General features: G+C 76.1%; 1 protein-coding gene (running past one end of the window). It reads right to left on the reverse strand.

What is annotated here, in order from left to right; genetic code table 11:
* On the reverse strand, positions 1-19,564 hold the 3' portion of the coding sequence (locus FHX78_RS35670; protein WP_145872336.1) for a lonely Cys domain-containing protein. It continues 23,606 nt past the right edge of the window; 19,564 of the gene's 43,170 nt are visible here — the last part of the coding sequence; its start codon lies beyond the right edge, outside the window — the gene reads right to left on this strand; it ends in the stop codon at positions 1-3.

Consider the following 19,564-nt stretch of genomic DNA (forward strand, 5'->3'; position numbering starts at 1 on the left):
TCAGGTGCGTTCGTTCAATATCTGACGGATGTTCAGCTCCATGGACGGGGAGGGTTCGAGATCTCGCGCACGGAACCATGCGGTGACCAGGCGCCGCAGTTCCTCCACCGTGAGCGGCTCGCCCTCGGCGTCGGGGACGACGGAGGGGCCGAGGGCCACCAGGAGGTCCAGGACGTCTTCCACGGTGGCCCGGTGGGCCAGGAACCATTCCGCCTCGTAGGTGTCCTCGGGGACCGGCGATCCGTCCGGCAGCCGGCCGCCGACCGGCCAGTCCATGGCGTCCAGGGCGTGTTCGTCGGGGAACCGGCCCTCGACGGCGACATGGGTGCGCAGTTCGGCCTCCGTCAGCGGCGCGATGCGCCAGTAACGGCCCCAGTCGTCGCCGTAGTCGAGGTCGGTGGACTCCGGTGTGCCCCGTGTCCGCAGATCGTTCAGGACCAGCTGCGCGGCCCGCATGATCTCGTGCAGCGAGTGGTGGCGGACCGGAAGCATCTCGGCCATCAGCGCGAGCCGGACCAGGCCCAGGTCGATGTCCAGCCCCCACTGTTCGCGCATCCCCACGGCCTGCCGCATCAGCCGGTGGGTGGTGCCCGAGGTCCCGGCCCGCACCAGGGCACCCGTGGCCTCGGCGGCGAACGGCAGGGGCGTGCCCATGGCGATGTCCCAGCGGCCGGCCCCGGGGATCCACGGCAGTCCGTCGTCGGGCATCAGGGCACGTTCGGCGTCGCTGAGCGGCGGCCGCACCTGGTCCCGGGAGGCCGTCACACGCAGCGTCCGTTCCAGTGCGGCGAGTTGGGCCCGCTGTCCGGGGCTCAGGGCCGGCGCCTGCGCCCGCAGCGCGGCCCAGGCGGTGAAGGGCTGCGAGGGGAGCCGGGAAGCGCGTTCCCGCTGGATCTCCGCAGGGGTGAGACGGGAGATGCCGAGCAGGTCGGCGATCGTCGCCTCGCCCGTCCACAGCAGGAGCATCCGCTCCCGGAGGTTGCCCGATTCGACGACGGCCCGGATCCGCTCCGGTTCGACGCCGACCGCCCCGTCGATCGTCGGGTCGGCGGAGCCCAGTTCCCGCCAGCGGTCCGCGGCGACGGCCCGCTTCCACACCTCGCGCACCATCACACCGATCTGGTCGTTGACCGCCGGGTGGTCGCCGAGGTACCAGCCCAGCCGCTCCTCGAAGCGCTCCGCCTCCTCCCGGTAGCGCAGGCGTGCCCGGACCCAGTCCGGTATGCGTGCGGCGCCCCGAGGGGTGTGCCGGGCCGCCATGTCCCGCAGCCGGCGCCGGACGGAGGGGGGCGCGGTGGTCACGGACCGTGCCACCTGCCGCAGCCGCGACGTGGCCGGGTCCTCGGCCGCTTCCCTGGGGCCCGGACGTCCCGCGGTCCAGCGTTCCCCGTCGCGGACGAGGAGCGCCGGCGGGGTGTCCGGGCGGAGGGACGGATCGCCGTGCACCGTCACCGTCTCGTCCGGGCCCGCCACGACCACCGCCACGCCGAGGGCCCGCGCCACCGCGGCCACCAGGGGTTCCCAGGGCGGTTCCGCGGCCGTGTCCGCCGTCTCCTCGACGAGCAGCCGGAGGTGCTGTGCGGGACTCAGGGCCACCTCGGCCGCGGGCAGCACGTCTCCGAGAAGTGCCCCCTGGGCGCGCTGGGAGGCGGTGAGTGCGACGCCGAGCCGGTCCAGGAGGGGCAGCGGCAGGTCGCGCGTTCCCTCCAGCGGGGGAAGGGGCACACCGGACAGGTCGTCGTCGGTGACCGTGCGGCCCAGCCAGCCGCCGAAGGCGACGGGTCCGTCCGCCCCCGTGGCCGCCGGCACGTCGGCCGCCGCGTGACGCAGGGCCGTCAGCAGGGCGGTGACGAGGTGCGGGCCGTCGTGCTGGGGCGCGGGGTGCAGGGTGTGGGCGACGCCGTCGAGCACGGCGGTGCCGGGTCCGGTGCGGCGGTAGCCGCCGGGGCCCGGGGCCTGCGGGCCGGCGGGTGCGACCGTGTGCTCCGTCCGGGGGGCGGTGCTCTCCTCGGCGTCCGCCGGCCGGGCGGTGTTGTGGTACGTCTGATCCGGGTACGCGGGCATCTCTTGCAGCGAGTAGACGGCGTATGCCTGCCCGGACTCCTCGTCGGTCCGGATCTCGCGGTGCCCGATGCGGACCGCCGTACCCGGCGCGTAGAGGATCTCGTCCTCCTCGATCCATGCCGAGAAGGGCGACACGACGCGGGCCGTGGAACGGTCGACGACGGCGAGCATGGCGTGCCGGTCCCGCGCGCCGTCCAGGTCGTCGCGCATGAAGTTGACCGCCAGTGCCCGGTCCTCGGTGGTGCTGCGGAAGCGCGGCAGGTAGAGCGTGGCCCCGTCCAGGAGCGGCGTGTCCGGCGCGGGGCCGTCGAGGGGGCCGGGCAGCCAGCCGCCCCACCAGACGGGAGCGTTCAACGGCGGCAGGATCTCCAGCGCCTCGACCGCCATGTCGACGTGCAGGACCAGCGCCTCGAAGACCCGGTCGGCGATACGGTCCGTGCGGTGCCGGAACTCGGCGAAGGCCGCCGCGGGCGCGTCCGGGTCCAGTTCGACGAGGTCGGTGATGACACCTTCCAGTTCCGGGTCGGCGCGCAGCAGTTCGGGCAGCGCCGACTCCTCGCCGAAGGCCTCGTTGCGGACGATGGACCACACCTTGCCGCGGATCAGCCAGCGGTTGAAGGACTCCCCCAGGCGCGTGCCCGACAGGTAGGTCTTGAACAGCTTGTGGTCCAGGCCGGTGTAGAGGTGCAGGGCGATCAGGTGGCCGCCGCTCAGGGCGTGCAGCGCCCGCCGGCCCTCCTCGCCGAAACGCGCCAGCCACTGCACGGTGCTTTCGGTGCGTTCCGCCAGACGCCGGGGAGCGTGGCCCCCGCCCATGGCCGCGTTCACCGCGAGACGGATGTCCTGGGGTACGGCGACGCCGTGGTACGACGTGAAGCGTGCCCCGCGTTCGTACACCTGGTGATGGGGCAGTCCGGTGTTCACCGCGAAGGTCTGCCGGGCCCACTGGTGCAGGCGCGCCCCGTCGTGGGCGACGGCGGCGCGCTCCGCCGGGTCGCCCATGCCCACCAGGTGGGAGGCGCGCAGCACCTCGGGCAGGGAGTGGGTGCCGGTGAGGATCGACCAGGCGATGACGGCCTTGCGGAAGGCCGGCAGGCCGGCGCTGTCCGCGCCGAGCGCCCGGTGGGTCTGGAGCAGCCACAGGGCCGGTCCCACGCTGCCGCCGACGTAGCGGAAGCCACGGTCGTCGTGCGCCATCCGGTAGGCGCCCCGCCGGCTCCCGCGGGGGTGCGGCGGGTGGGGGGAGTTGACGCGGTCGGGCATGGTGCGCCACAGGGCCTCGGGGGCCGGGCCGTACACGGCGGCGCCGAGCGCCTGCATCAGCGGCTCCAGGCGGGGCTCGTCCCGGAGGAACCGGGCGACGGCGCCAGGGGCGGGGGCCGGCTGTCCGGGGGCCGCGGCGGGGAAGAACGCCCGGTCCGCCGCCTCGGAACCGTGCCGGCGGGACAGCCAGGTGTGGAGCCGGGTGGCGAGATCGCGGATTTGCCGCAGGTTCTCGGGGTCGGAGGCGAGCTTCGCCGCGACGGTGAACTCGAAGCGGGCGCTGAGCTGTCGCCACTCCGGACGTGCGTACAGCGAGGCGAAGCGCACCTTCTCGGTGGTCCCGGCGACCTGCCAGCCCGGCACGGACCACGGGTTGGCGGGGCTGACGGCGCGGCCCCCGTCCGGGGCGGGGAGGGCCGGGGCCGGGAGCGCCGGGGCGGCGGGCAGGGGGTCGTGCGGTGCGCCGGACCTGCCGGACGGCTGCACGCGCAGCCATCGCGTGGGGCTGCCGTCGGCGGATTCCAGCAGGTGGATCCCCGGCACGCCGCTGTCGGTGCCGTCCTCGGGGGTGACGGCGGTCGGGCCGGTATTGATGTACACGTCCAGGCCGGTGGCGTCGGCGATGGCCAGGGCCCTGCGGGCGACGGCCGCGGCGGCGTTCTCCTGGCCGGTGCCGAGGCCGGTGGCGCAGGCGAGCACCGTGATGCTGGTGAACCCGGCGGCGGCCGGTCCGGGGCCGATGATCCGCCCCACCGTCTCCGCGGTGGCGCCGACGGGGAGGTCGTCGTCGCGGACGAGGGTGAACCCGTCGGTCCCGCCGTGCGACGTCCAGAAGAAGGTGCCGCCCGCCCCGGTGGCGGGCAGGGGACGGCGCGAGGCGACGCGTTCCCCGCCGGGGCCCCGGTGCCACTCGGTGTAGTGCGTCGCCTGGTGCAGGCCGTCGTAGAAGGGGCCGCGCAGGGCCCAGTCCCGTGCGGTGAACGACGCCTTGCCCACCGGGCGGCCGCCGTGCCGGATGTCCCTGACGACGAGGGCGCCCTGCGGCTGTCCTGACCCGTGGCCGGTCCACGGCGCGTTGAAGTAGTCGGGTTCCGGATACGACGGTGCGACGGGGGCCGGGGCGGAGAGGGACGGTGCCGGTGCGGCGGTCTCCCCGTTCTCCCTGAGCAGGACGTGTTCGTAGCGCAGCCCGCTCGCGGGGTCGGTCAGGGTCCGGCGGGCGACGACGGTGTGGTCGGCCGGGGTGTGCCCCACGACCGCCGCGTGCTCCGGATTCCTGGCGAAGACGGAGACGTCACGGGCGGAAGAGCGTTCCACCTCGAACAGCACGGGGCGCCGGCCTACGGGCGGTTCGGTGGACGTCAGCCGGGACAGGGCCGCTTCCCTGGTGTGGCGGGCGACGTGGAAGCGGGGCGTGGACACGGTGTTCACCGGCGTGGCCGGCCCGGTGCCGTCCGGCCCGGGCAGCAGGTCGGCGGGCAGCCAGGTGGCCCACCAGACGGGGGCGTCGATCGGCGGCAGCAGGGCGAGGGCCTCGTCGGCGAGCGCGATGTGCTGGTCCACTTCCGCCTGGAGGTCCGCCGGCCGCGCGACCGCCGCGCGCAGCTCCGGCAGGAGGGCGGCGAGACGCCCGGCCCGGTCCGGGTCGGACGCGGGGATCGACCGGGCGCGCTCGGCGACCGCCCGGAAGTCCGGGCGTGCCATCAGCACCGTGGGGAAGTCCGTACTGCCGTCGGCGAGCGCGGCGAACACCGCGTTCAGCGCCGCCGGATACGCGGCCGGGGCGGCGAGGAGGACGGCGTCGGGCCCGCCGAGGAGGTGCAGGGCGGGGAGGTGGGCGGCGTCCAGTCCGTCGAGGGGGGAGGTGCCGTGGCGGCGGCGCCACGCCGACAGGGCGTCCGCGCGAGCGTCGGAGCGGCCCGTGAGGGCCTGCCCGTCGGGGCGCAGGGCGGCGGCGAGTCCGTCCGGTACGGAGAGGGCGCCGGTGACGTCGCCGGACAGCCGGCCCACGCCGGTGCCGTACAGGGCGCGGTGGGGCAGCCGCAGCGCACCGGGGGCCGGGGCACCGGGGCGGGTGGTGGGGCGCAGTACCGCCTCGGCCCACCGGTGCAGCCGTGCCGCGTCGGCCGTGGCCGCGGCCCGTTCGGCGACGTCGCCGAGTCCCGCGGCGTGGGAGGCGAGCAGGATCTCGATCAGGGAGTGGCGGCCGCCGGGCAGCAGCCAGCCGAGGACGGCCTCCCTGAAGGCGAGCACGTCGGTCCGGGACACGCCGTGCAGCAGCCCGTACCGTGCGAGGGCGTCGTGCGCCACCCGGGCGAAGCCGTGTGCCACGGGATACCCGCGCTCGTGGTGGAGTTCGCGGTACCAGGTGCCGTCGCGGTCCGGTGCCGCGGGCCGGTCGGACCAGGCGGTCAGTCCCGTGCCGCGGGCGAAGGCGTCCATCAGTTCCGGGAGCGTGGCGCCCGCCCGGGGGTCGAGCAGCCGGCGCAGCTCGGCCGGGTGGTCGACCCCCGGCCGGCCGGTGTCGAAGAGCAGCGCCGCGGCGGATGCCTGGTCGCCGGACCGGGCGGCGTGGTGCCGGTGGAGCGCGCGCAGCGCCCGGCGTGCGGCGTCGAGAACCCGTGGATCACCGGCCAGGACGTGTCCCACCGCCCGCTCGTAGGCGCGGCTCGCCTCCGGCCAGCGGGGGTCGGCGTACAGGGAGGCCAGCCGTTCGGCGTCGACGGCCGGGTCGTGCGGCCCCGCGGCGGGCCCGTCGGCCGGCCGCAGGGCCAGGGGCCCGGTGCCGGGGGCGTCGAGGATCACGACGAGGGGGGAGCCGTGGGACGTGCCGGAGGCGGCCGACAGCTGCCGCAGGAAGGCGGCGGCCTCCCGCGCGGTGACGAGTTTCGAGCCGTGGGGGGTGCCTGCCCGCAGGAGCGGTCCGTCTCCCGGCGCGGCGAGGAAGAGTGCGCCGTGGCGCCAGGGCACCGGTGTCCGGTCGCCCGCCCACTGCCCGGTCCGGTCGTCGTAGGACGCGAAGTGGGCCGTTTCCGGCAGGGTGGTGAAGGTGCGGTGCCGCGCGAACCACTCCTGGGCGGTGTGGGCGGTGACGCCGGACCAGGTTCCGTCGGGCGCGACGACCGGCCGGGTGAGGATCTCCCGCTCCCATCGCGCCCCGGGCCGGTCGGGGACCTCCCGCAGCACCACGTGCGTGAAGGCACGGCGCAGTGCCCCGTCGTAGCGGGTCTCCCGCGACACCTCCTGGAAGCGCACCGTCTCCGGGTACAGCGCCTGCCGCCGCCAGGGGGCGCGTCCGAAGGGCGCCACGTCCCGTGCGGTGGACCGCCGTACCTCGTACAGCACCGGGTGGTGGCCCTGGCGGGCGGCAGGGGCCTCGAAGGAGCGCAGGGCGGCCGTGCGGGAGGCGACCACGGTGTGGAAGGCGGGCCGGGCGGTGTCCGGGGAGGTGTGACCCGACGGCTGCGGGCCGGGTTCCCAGGCGGCCCAGTAGGCGGTGGTGTGCAGCGGGGGAAGCAGCGCGAGGGCCTCCCGGGCCATGCGGGTGAGGACGGCGAGTTCGTCGCGGATCCCGGGGGCCAGTTCGGCGGCGCGTGCGGAGGCCTGGCGGGCGAGGGCCTGGAGGGCCGCCGGCCGGCCGGGGTCCGACGCGGGGCGGCGGGCGGCCTGCCGCACCAGGGACCGCAGGCGCGGGTCGCGCAGGAGGAGCAGCGGGACGTCCTGCTCCGCGGCGCCCCGGGCGACGAGGCGCTGGGCCAGCGCGGTCAGGGAGTCGCGCAGGCCGTCCTGCTCCCCGGGCGACTGCGCCATGACGTGGCGGACCAGGGCGGCGTCCGGCCCGCTGATCAGGTAGAGGGCGGGGACGTGGCCGGCGGTGACGTTGCGCAGGAGTGCCTGGTTCCCGTGCCGCCGCAGCCAGGAGCGCAGGGCGGAGCGGCGTTCCCGGGCCGGTGCGCCGGCGGGTCGGGGCAGGTTCCCCAGGTCCTCCTCGCTCCAGGTGCCGCCCTCCAGCCCGGCGAGTTCGGTGATCGCGGCCGGTTCCGCCGCCCCGGCCGTGATCCAGGGGGCGAGCCAGCCGCTGCGCTGCTGGTGCAGACGCCGGTGCGGGAGGTGGAGGTGGTCGCGCAGGGTGTCGCCGTCCTGGCCGGCGAGTGCCCGGCGCAGCGCGGGTTCGGAGGCGAGGCGGTCACGGGGGGCGAAGACGGCGTCGGCCCATGCGTGGAGGCGGGCCGCGTCGACGTCCCCCGGCGCCGGTTCGCCCTCGTCGCGCACGCCGGCGCGGTGGGACGCCTCCAGCACCTCGGCGAGCGAGTGGTCGCCGGACCGCAGGTGGTCGGCGAGCAGCGCCGTGCGCAGGCCGAGCGCACCGGCGGGGTCGCCGCCGGGGAGCGCGGCGAACGCCCGCAGCAGCCATTCCAGCAACGTGGCATGGCCGTGCCCGGCGCGGTGGCCGCGCCGGTCGTGCCGGTCCCGGTACCAGGCGTCCGCCGGATCGTGGGCGTCCTGCCCGGCGCGCACGGCCCGGGTGGTGAGGCCGGCGGTGTTCAGCTCGGGCCGGTCTTCCCACAGCCGCCGCAGCGAGTACCGGTCCGGGTCGTCCTGAGGGTCGTGGGCCGCAGCGGTGAACGCGGTGACGAGTGCCTCCAGTGAGGCGGGGGTGTCCTCGTCCAGCAGGGCGGCAAGGCGCTCCTCGGGGTCGTCCCGCGCGGGCAGGCGGGGGAGGAAGGCGGCGGCCGCCGTGCGGGGACCGGCGTGGTGCGCCAGGTAGGTGAACAGGGTGTCGATCGCCGCGCGGGCGGCGTCCAGCACGGCCTGCTCGTGCGCGAGGACCTGTCCCAGGGCCGTCTCGTACTGCGCGGACAGGCCCCACCAGCGCGGGTCGGCGTAGAGCGCGCCGAGTTCGGGTCCCGCCCCGCCCGCGGGGCGCCCCGTCTGCGCGGGCGGCCGCATGTACCCGGCTTCCTGGGCCTTGACGAGCGCGTACCGCTGGGAGCCGTCCCCGTAGCGGCGGATGCCGCGGCTGACGGGGCGGAACACGGTGCCCGGCGGGTACAGGGCCTCGGTCTCGTCGACGAAGGCCGAGAACAGGGAGGTCTCCCGGGCGCTGGAGGCGGGGACCTTGATCAGGGCGCGGTGGGTGCCCGACGGCGGAGTCCTGCGGTGGATGGCGAAGTCCAGGGCTCCCTCGTGCCGGAGGGAGGTGCTGCGGAAGAACGGCACCGTGATCCGCGCGGGACCGTACAGGGGCGAGTCGGTGCGCGGGCGGCGCAGTGTTCCGGGCACACCGCGGTCGCCCCACCACACGGTCCGCCCGACCGGGGGCAGCAGTTCGAGGGCCTCGGCGGCCATCTCGATGTGCAGGCGCAACTGCGGGTACATACGGTCGACGAGGGCGTCGAGCCGGCGCCGCAGCCGGTCCCGTTCGGGGCTCGGTCCGAGGTCGGGGAGGTCGCGCAGACCGGCGATGACGCTGTCGAAGCCCGGCTGGGTCTCGAGGGTGAGGGCGAGGTCGTCGCCCTCACCCTCCACGTTCTTCCTGACGGCCCTCCAGGCGACGGTGCGCATCAGCCAGCGGCTCACGCCCTTCCCGAACCGCTCGCCGTTCAGATACGCCTTGATCAGTTCGTAGTCCGCCAGGCTGTAGACGAGCAGGGCGGTCATGTGGCCCGGGGCCATACGGCGCAGGGCGCGCCGTCCGGCGTCGCCGTACCGCGCGAGCCAGTCCCGCGCCACCGCCAGGCGCTCCCGGTCCGCGTAGCCCGTCGAGCCCGGGGCGAGCAGTTCGCCGACCATGGCCTGCAGTTCGTCCGGTACGGCGAAGGCACCGGTGACGTCCGCGGGATAGCGCGCGGTGTCGCTGTAGACGGCCTCGTGGGGCGCGCGCAGCACACGGGCGAGGGCGGCGGCCTGCGCCTGCGGGACTGTCCTGATGATGTCCCAGGGCACGAGGTTGTCCCGCGCCCAGTTGTGCATGCGGCCGGCGTCCAGCGTGACGGCACGTCGTTCCTCCGGTGAGCCCACGCCGGTCAGGTGGGACGCGAGCAACACCTCGTGCAGCGAGTGCAGTCCGGCCGGGACGGTCCAGGCGATCAGCGCCGAACGCAGCGGCAGCAGCTCGGCCGGTGTGGCACCGATCTCGCGTGCGGCCCGCAGCAGCCACAGGGCCGGGCCGTCGGTCCCCCGCATCCTGCGGAACCCGCGGGCGTCGTACGCGTTCCAGGCGGCGGCGTCCGTGCGGTTCGGCGGCACGACCGCCTGCCCCCGGTAGCCGACGCGGTCGGGCAGGGCCCGTGCGACGGTGGCGGCTTCCCGGCCGGCCGCGTAGACCGCGTTCGCGTACGCCTGGAGCACCTGCGTCAGGGCCGGCTCGGCGGCGGGGCCCAGGAGGTGCGCGAGGGGGCCGGCCGGCTGCTGCCAGGCCGGGTCGTGCGGCGGCACGAGGGCCCGGGCCGCGGCGTCCGCGCCATAGCGCCGGGTGAGGAACCGGTGGGCCCTGCCGAGGGTCTGCCGGGCGGCGGCGTACGCGTCGGGGCGTACCGCCAGCGACTGGGCGAGTGCGAACTCGAAGTGCAGGCTGCGCTGCCGCCACGGCGCCGTGCCGTAGAGGCCGGTGAAACGGGGGGTGTCGGGTGCGCCGGTGATCTGCCAGGAGGCGATCTGCGGGGGCGGGCCGGGGCGGGTGACTCCCCCGGGACCGGAGTCCTCGCCCTCGGATCCGGAGACGTCCGCGTCGTCCTCGGAATCCGAGGGGTCGTCGGAGCTGTCCCCGTCGTGGGACCGCGTGATGCTCATCCGGTCGGAGTCGGTGTCGTCGGACCCGTCCGCCGGTTCCGTGATGTCGTCGCCCGGTCCCTGCGGCCCGTCCGCGGGGTCGACATCCATCGCCGTGTCGGTGTTGATCTGCCCGGCGCCCGGGTAGGGAAGCCCGGCCGGCGTGCCGGGGCCGTCCTCGGCGGTCGCGGCGGTGGACGGGGGCTGCCCGCCGGGGTGTTCGGTCACCCAGGTGGTGGCCCGCCCGTCGGCGTCCTCCAGCAGGTGCGGCAGCCCGCCGGACACCGCGGCACGGCCGGCCGCCAGGTGGACCGTCAGCCCGGACGTGTCGGCCAGCCGCCGGGCCCGCGCGCGGGCCGCCGCCAGGTCGGTGGCGGTGCCGGCGGGGCCGCAGGCCAGCACCGTCAGGCTGGTGTACCGCCGGCCGAGCATCGGCCGCAGCAACTGCCCGACGTGGGCGCCGTCGTCACGGCGGACGCGGCCGCCTTCGAGGACGAGGGCAAGTCCCGCCGGCCCGCCGTGCGAGGCGAAGAAGAAGGTGCCACCGGAGGCGTCCGGCAGGGAGCGGTGGGCCGGCACGAGGGTCCCCGAGGCGTCGCGCCGCCACTCCACGAAACCGGTCGCGGCGTCCAGGCGCGCGTACCCGGCCCGGCGCTGTGCCCAGTCCTCGCCGTCGAACGAGGCGACGCCCAGGAGGCGCCCGTCACCGGCGCGGATCTCGCGCAGCACCACGTACCGGTCGCGGTCGTCGTCACGTCCGCTGTCCGGGGCGGCGCGGAGCAGGTCGTCGGGGGCGCCGATCCGCCGCAGCGGGGGCATGACGGCCGCCGGGTGCGGTGCGGGGATCTCCTCGGCGGAGACGGGCTCGTACAGCACGCCGCGGCGTTCGAAGAGGACGGGGCGGTGCCGTACGGCGCGGAACGACACTCCCGGCGGATAGGCGGCCTCCTGCTCACTCACGTAGACCACGAACGGAGTGACGTCGCGTGCCGTCGACCGCCGCACGTGCACGAGAGCGCGGTGCGTGTCCTGCGGTATGCCCTTGCTGCGGAACATGAACCCGAGGGCCTGTTCGCGCTGCAGCGACGTGCTGCGGAAGAACGGCATGGTGAGGGAGTCCCGGCCGTAGACGGGTCCGTGCCCGGGTGCCTCGACGGGTCCGGGCACGCCCCGGTCGCCCCACCAGACGTCCTTCTTCACCGGCGGCAGGAGTTCGAGCGCCTCGATCGCCATGTCGATGTGCAGGGGCAGTTCGGCGTGCACCCGGTCGGCCACCGCGTCCAGCCGGCTGCGTAGCGCCGCCACTTCGGGGGTCGCCGCGCCGAGATCGTCCGCGCTCCACATCTGGTCGAAGAGGGCGTCCATGCCGGGTTGCCGCCGCAGGGTGATCGGCAGGTAGTCCCGTGCACCGACCTCGGCCGCCTTGCGGGTGACCGTCCAGGCGCTGAGGCGCACCAGACGGCGGCTCATGCCGGCGCCCAGGCGTTCGCCGTTGAGGTGGGCCTTCATGAGCCGGTAGTCGGCGGCGCTGTAGAGGTGCAGTGCCGTCAGGTGGGCGGGAGCGAGGCTTTCCAGGGCTTCCAGTCCCGCGTCGCCGTGGCGCTCCAGCCAGTCGGTCAGCGCCTGGCTCCGGCGGTCGGCGATCCGCAGGCCGCCGCGGAGAGCGGTGTCCACCAGGTCCACCAGATGCTGCGGGATGTCGATGGCGCCAGGCGTGATGCGGCTGCTGTACGTCATCCGCTCGCCGTACAGCTCCTGGTGGGGCGGGGTCAGGTCGTGGCCGCGGTAGGCCTGGAGGATCCAGGTGTGCAGTCCCGCGCCGTCGCGCAGGGCGATGGCCCGCTCACCGGCGTCGGTGCTGCCGGTGCGGTGATCGGCCAGGACGATCTCGTACAGGGACTGGAGGTCGGACGGCACGAGCCAGGCCACCAGCGCGACCCGGAACAGGGCCGCCTGGGCGGGGGAGGACGGCCCGAGGGCCCTGTAGGTCTGCAGCAGCCGCACCGCCGGGCCGTTCTCGCCGCCGGCCCGGCGGAACCCTCGGCTGTCGTGCACGGTGCGGTAGGCGCTGCCCGGTGTGTGGCGGGCGCGGGCGCCGGCCGGACGGGACAGCGCCTCCGCGAGCTGCGGCGGCAGTCCGGGTCCGGCGTGGGCGGCCCGGGTGAAGGCGGCCATGAGTTCATCGAGGGTGAGCACGCCCGGCGCCAGTGTGCGCAGGCGTTCGAGCTCGCCGGCGGGGTCGGCGGGCGGGTTCTCCGGGTCGAAGAAGGCGCGCGCGGCGGCGTCCTCGCCGTGGCGGGCGGACAGCTCGTCGTAGAGGCGGAAGGTCGCCTCCCGGGCGGCCTCGGTGGCCATGGGCACCCGGCTCAGCCGGCCGGCGAGCGCGAACTCCAGGGCGGTGCTGCGCCGCCGCCACTCACGGTCGCGGTAGAGCGGGGCGAACCGGACCCTGGTGGGGGCACCCGCTGGCTGCCAGGACGGCACGGACCAGCCGGGAGCCCCGTCGGAGGTGTCCCGCGGGCCGGGCACGTCCGTGACGGCGGTGTCCGGCGGGCCGGCCGGGCGGAGCACGGGTGTGCCGTTGATGTGCGAGGCGTCCGGATAGCCGACGGCGGACCGCTGCGGCGACGCGGAGCCACCGGAGGCCGGCGGGGGCAGGGCAGCGAAGTGGAACGTCCCCTCGGGGCTGTGGCGGAGGTTGTGCACCGGCCACTCGTGCGCCCCGTCGCTCGGTGCCAGGACCGGGGACGGCGTCTCGAACAGGATCCGTTCGCCGCGCAGCTGGGCCATGGCGGTCTGCCGGGGCGACACCTCCTCGTCCACGAGCGAGTGGTCGAAGCCGCCGTTGGGGATCCAGCCCCCCAGCGACACTCCGGATCCGGTGGCCAGGATGGGGAAGGCTCCGGCGATGTGACGGCCTGCCGTGCCTCCGAAGGCGGTGACCTCCCGCTGCTGCCAGTACGGATTGCCGGTGAGCCCGGTGTTCGCCACGCTCTGGTCGGCGTCGATCCCTCCCGGGAAGAAGCCGACGTACAGGTACCCGGACCAGGAGGCCCCGTTGCCGTCGGTCCGCAGCAGGCCGGGGGTCTCGGACCACGAGACGAAGGCCGATCCGTCGAGGCCCATCACGCTGAGTACGTGATCGTTCAGGTCGACGGCCTGGGGCCGCCGCGGCGTCATGCCCCGTTGGAAGACGCTGTCGGGCTGACGCCTGTCGACGCGCCACAGGGGGGTGCGCCGCCAGTCCGGCCGCTCGCTCCAGATCCAGCGCTCGAAGTCCTGCGGTTTCCTCAGCCCGCCCCGGGCCGCGGTCCACCGCCAGACCTCGCGGGCGGGGAGCGCGGACAGTTCCTCGGCCGAGAGGGGACCGGGAGCGGTGACCGGCTCGAAGTACTGCGTGCGCTCCAGCCGGTCGAGGGGGGTCCCCTCGAACCGGCGGCCCGGGAGTGACCTGTCGTCCCGGCCGGTGTAGACCTTGTCGACGACCGCTGCCGAAAGGCCGGTGCGCGGCAGCCACAGATCGGTTCCCGCGGTGAGGGCGCGCCTGATGTCGCTGCCGGGGCGGTCGAGGAAGGGGTACGTGGCGGCCGTCGCCCTCAGGTCGACCGCCTGTCCCGCCCTGACCGAGATCCGCAGCAGTCGTCCCCCGGCCGGCAGGAGCTGCGGTTTCGTGGTGGAGAGCTCGAGCCGTCCCCCGGTGACGGTGATGCCGTCGCGCAGCGAACCCGCTCCGGGGCCCACCACGAGATAGGCGTGCGCGCGCCCCTGTCCGGTGACGGGCCAGCGGGGGACGTCGGCGGGCAGCCCGCGCACGGGCTGACGCGGGTGCTCGACGACCATCCTCAGGGAGGAACGGTGGGCCCGCGCCGCCGTGATCTGCCCCGAGCGGTCCACGCGCGCCGTTCCCGTCACCGCGATGCGGGGCACCGAGGACGCCGGCAGCACGAAGACGCCCTCGGTGATGCCGGTCTGCACCATGCCCTCGACGAAGGGGGGTGCGCCCGCCGTGTTCCCGTCGGCGAAGGTCCGCTCGACGTCGACCGCCAGACCGGCCCCCACCTCGAGGCGGAGCATGCCGGCCGGCTGGCGCCCGTAGGTGATGGCCTGCCGCGGGCCGGAGAAGGCGTACAGATGGGGCTCGGATTCCGGTACGCCTTCGTCGAGCATGCTGTCGAGCGGGCGGTGGCTCGTCACGTACAGCACCAGCGGCTGTGCGTTGGTGACGTACGCGGCGGGCAGCCACGGGATCTCCCGCGCCCACGGGCCGGTGGCGCCGCCGACGGGCGCGGGCCGGTACCGAGCGGGTTCCGCCGGGGCGGAGATCTTGTGCGACGACGGCACAACCGGGCCCCGCAGTACCGTCCGCTTCCAGACCCCCGGGGCCCCGGTGTCCGGGTCGGGTGAAGTGATCAGCCGCAGCGGCGCGGTCCCGGCCGCCGCCGGTGCCGTGCCGTCGCTCCCGGGCGCGGAGGCGGCCTCCTGCGGGGTGGAGGGCATCGTGAGCAGCTTGCCGCCGTAGGCCCAGCTGTCGCGTCCCGTGCGGTCGGAGAACATCTGCGGCATGGGGGCCGGGCGGGTCGCGGCGCCGCCCTTGGACATCAGGAACACCAGGGGGACGCCGAGAGGTGTGGCGCGCAGCAGCGGCGCCAGGTCCAGCAGGGCGAGGAACTCCGCGTCGGAGACGCGCATCGGGGGCATGCCGGACAGTCGCAGGACCACGAGGCCCGCGCTGTCCGCGGCGGTCCACACCGCGAGGGGGCCGGGGTCCGGCCCGTCGGCGGTGGTCCAGTCGGCGGGGACCTCCCGGATCCGCGTCCCGCCGTCGGGGTGCTCCTCGGGACGGCCGAGGACGCGCAGGTCGACGCCGCCGGGTGCCGGGATGCCGCTCCAGTTGTAGCCGCGCAGCGCCTGACCCGCCATGAGGTGGTGCTGCGGCCCGAACGCGCCCTTGAGCGCCAGGTGGAACGCGGCCGGCAGCGCGTCGTCCGTCGCGTCCAGTCCGGCCGCCGCGACCTGCGCGGTGAGGATCCACAGCTCCTGCTGGCGGGCCGGGCTCCACGGCTCGGTGGGCGGCAGATGGAGCACCCGGCGCCCCAGCGTCTCCTTGGCGGCGGCGTCGAGGTCCCCGATCCTGCGGGCCGCGGACACCACGGCCCACAGGGCCCGGGCGGTGTCGTCGGCGGTGACCGGGCCCGCCGCGGGAGGCCGGCGCAGCACGCTGCGCACGAGTCCCTCGCCGAGCTTGGCGAGCTGGGCCAGCGCGTGCCGGAGGTACGGGTCACCGATGTCCTCGGAGAGCCGGGCGTCCGGCTGCTGGGCGAGCCGCTGGACCGCGAGGTCGAGCACCGCGCGGTGGGCTGCCCGGCGGTCGGAGGTGCCCGCCGCCGCGCGCTGCGCGACGGCCGTCCACAGTTCCATGCGGAACGGCGTGAAGCGGCTGAGCAGCGGGTCGTTGGCCCGCATGGTCTCCATCGCGCCGATGCCCCGCAGCAGCCGCGTCCAGCCGGCCCGGTCGGCTTCGGCCTCCGGGCCGAACACCTGGCGCAGCGCCCGCACCAGCCGCAGCGTGACGTGGCGGACCGCGGACGGGGCCGGGCCCGGCCCGGTGTGCAGGCCGGCGGTGACGGCGAGGGCGTCCAGTTCCTCGTCGAGCGGCTCGGGCACGAAGTCCGTCACGCGGCCGGCGTCACCGCCGGGGGTGTCCAGGAGGATCCGCGCGTCGACGTCGAATCCACTGCTCATCACGGACGCCCGGGTCACCCGGCGGGAGGCGTTCGCGGTGTGCTGGCCGAGCGGGACGGTCTCCAGGGGGTCGTGTGTCGTGGGCGCCGGGCGGTTGTCCAGTTGCGCCAGCGTGGGATCGCCCGCCGACGCGGACCAGCAGACCTCGAGCCCCATGCGGTGCCCCGGGGGCAGTTCGCCGACCTCGGGCAGGCCGCCGATGTAGCGTCCGCCGTCCGCGGCGCCCAGCCACACCGTGCGTCCGTCCCTGAGGGGGAGCTGGAGTCCGCCGGGCAGGCCGTGGGCCGCGAAGACGTGGACCGCGGTGTCGTCCGCCGCCCGCGGCTCCTCGCTGACCAGGACGGTACGTCCGCCGGCCGGCATGAGGTGGACCAGTTTGCGGGCGCGGAGGTAGGTGCGCAGCACGCGTTCGCGGTCCCGTACGTCGTCCGCGTGCGCCATCGTCCCGAACCGCTCGTTCCGGTCGGAGACGAGCGGGCGGGAGTCGACGTCGCTGTCCCGGAACCGGGTGCCGTCCAGCGCCGTCCACGTCCGGTCCACGGCGGGTGCCGTCACGAGACCGGTCGCGGGCTCCGTCACGGGCGGCGGCGCGAACGAGACCCACGCGCCGACGGCTTGCTCCGGACCGTGGTCGACCAGCGCCGGGACGTGGTTGCCGTGCCGGTCGCGTATGAGCCGGGCGTCTCCGCTGGACGCCCACACCGTTCGCCCGGTGCGCCGGGCCGCCTCGCGCAGGACGGCGAGGCCGCGCACGTTGGCGGCGAAGGGCACGAGGATCACGAGGGGCGTGCCGGGGGGCAGTCCGGCCAGCTCGGGGTCGGACGCCAGCCGCTGGGCGAGGTCTTCGGCGTCCCACGTGGTCCCGTCCCGGGTGAGGACTCCCTGCGGCCCGCTGTCGCCCCACACGGCGTACGCGCGATCGCCCCACGGTGCGGGTTCGTTCCCGGTCTCCCTGACCTGCCCGTCCGCCCGTTCCTCGACCGTGCGGACCCGCCCCAGGCGCACCCGGCGCACCTTCCGGGCCGTCAGGTTGCGTCCGCCCGGGGCACCCGTCGGGGTCCTCATCAGGGTGTCCGGGGGCAGCGGCGGGGCACCCGGCGCGGTCTCCTCCCCGTCGCCGGCGGACGGCCGTCGCGGGCCGGGGGGCTGCGGTGCCGTGGGCGGGGTCGTCCCGGGGCCGAAGACGGTCAGGCCGCCGGCGGAGGGCGACGGCCCGGCGAGGCCCGCCCGCCGCGTCGCCGCGTTCCAGTGGCCCGGGGTCGCGGTGCCGGGCTCCGGCAGGCAGAGCACGGTGAGCGGGGCGGCCGGCGCACCGGTCAGCGTCATGGGGGCGCTGTAGGCGAAGGCCGGGCGGCCGGTGCGCTGCGCGAACCGGTCGGCGAGGTCTGCGGAGAGCGTGCCGGGGCCGGTGGTCAGGAAGACGACGGGGACGCCGAGCGGCACGGCGCGCAGTGCGGTGTCGAGGTCCATCAGGGCGAGGAACTCGGCGTCGGAGACGCGGACCGCGCGGCCGCTGGGCAGATGGAGGCCGATGCTCCCGGGCGTGTCGGCGTGGACGAGGCGCAGCTGGGGGTTCGGGAGCCCGGGTCCGGCCCAGGCCGGCACGACCGGCCTCGGGGGCGTGCCGACGGGGCCGGTGACCGCGTGCTGGACGTGGTCCGTGGTGACTCCCGCCGGGGCCGGCACCCCGCTCCAGTTGACGCCCTGCGCCCCCGGGGCGCCCGCCGTGCCGGGCAGCAGCGCGGCCGGGGCGAAGGCGCCGTTCTCCACGAGGTGGAAGGCGGCGAGCACATCGGCGTCGGTGAAGTCCAGCCCCGCGACGGCCGCCTTGACCGTCAGGGCCCACAGCGTCTCCTGCGCCCCTCGGTTCCAGGGGCCGGCGGGACCCAGGTGCAGGATGGCGCGGCCCCTGCGTTCCCGCTCGCGCGGCGGCATCAGGGACGACAGGTGGGCGGCCCGGACGGCGGCCCACAGGGTGGAGGCCCGCTGCCGGGCCGTCGGCACCGCGGTGGCCGGCAGGCCCTGGGCGTGGCGGACGATGGCGTCGCCGCCGGTCCGGAAGTATCCGAGGACCAGGTCGAGGGCGGGCGCGGGGAACTCCGCGGTGAGCCGGGCGTCCGGCCGCCGCGCCCGTACGGTCCGGGCGTGGTCGAGCAGTGCCACGAGGCCGGCCGGGTCGGCGGGGCGGCCGGTGTGCTGCTCGGTGAGGAACTCCCACAGCTCCATGCGGAACGGGGTCAGCCGGTTCAGTGCCGGGTCGGCGGCACGCAGGTGTTCCAGTGCGCCGATGCCCTGCCACAGGCGGGCGTACTGTGCGGCGTCGTCCTCCACCTCGTTGCCCAGGCCCCGGCGCAGGGCGCGCACGAGCCGCAGCACGGTCGCCCGGGTCTCGGACGGCACGGCGCCGGTACCGGAATGCAGCCCCGCGTCGCGGGCCAGCCGGTCGAGGTCGGCCGCCAGGGGTTCGGGGCGATGGCGGACGATCCGGCCCCGCTCGCCGTTGGCCGCCGCCAGGGCGCCCCGGCGGAGATTGGTCAGACCCGACGAGCGGGTCGGGGCGTCGGTCACCCGGCGGCTCTCGTTGGCCACGTACTGGGCCTGTGCCACGTCCTCCAGGGGGTCGTCGGTCCTGGGGGCGGGCGCGTGGGCCGCGTACGCGCGTCCGGGGTCGCCGTCCGTGGCGCTCCAGCACACCTCCAGCTGGAGGCGGTGTCCCGGCGGCAGTTCCCGCACGTCGGCCAGTCCGGCGATGTAGCGGGCGGCGTCCCGCTTGGCCAGCCACACCGTGCGGCCGTCCCGCAGCGGCAGATGCATCCGACCGGGCAGTCCGTGGCCGGCGTACACGTACACGGCGGCGTCCGGGCTGACGGGCTCCGCCTCGGCCGGGTGGAAGCGGCCGCCGGCGGGCACCATCTGGACGAGTTCGCGCATACGGCGGTAGCGGCGGAAGTTGTCCTCGCGCAGCCGGACCGCGTCATGGGCCGACACGGCCATCCGGCCGAACCGCTCGTGGTCGGTGTCGCTCAGCGGCCGGGTCTCGACGTCGCTGTCCCGGAACCGGGTGCCGTCGAGCGCCGTCCACTCGCGGTCCGCGTGCGTCACGGCCGCGTCCGAGGGATCGACGCGGACCCACCCGCCCACGGGAAGGGCGGGGTCCGTGTCGAGCAGGGCCGGTTCCAGGGCGGTGCCCGGACCGCCGGACAGCAGCGTCCCGTCGCCGGAGGGACCCCACACCGGCCGCCCCAGCCGGTCGGACAGGGCCCGCAGGGCGGTCATGTATCCGCCCGCGGCGAACGGCAGGACCAGGACCAGCGGTACGTCCAGGGGGAGCCGGGCCAGTTCGGGGTCCGCCGCGATGACGTCGGCCACGGTGCCGGGGTCCAGGACCCGGCCGTCGGGCGCCCACAGCTGGCCGGCCGTGCCGTCGGCTCCGACGACGTACGCGGAGTCGGGCCACGGCGCGCGCTCGCGCCGGGCGACGGGCCGGGCGGCACCCCGCCTGATCTCGACGGCCAGCGTGGTGCCCGGGGACACCCGGTCGGCGGGCTTCGAGGTCCAGTTGCGGCCCTGGGGCCGGCCCGAGGGCCCGGTCAGGAGGGTGCCCGGGCCGAGCAGGGGGTCGCCGGGACCGGTGAAGGTGCCGGAGGGCGGCCGGAGGACGCGCACGGAGGGTGCGGAGGCCGAGGGGGCGGGGGCGGGGGGCGCCGAGGGCACGGGGGCGGAG

This window comes from Streptomyces capillispiralis (assembly GCF_007829875.1).
GTDB lineage: Bacteria > Actinomycetota > Actinomycetes > Streptomycetales > Streptomycetaceae > Streptomyces > Streptomyces capillispiralis.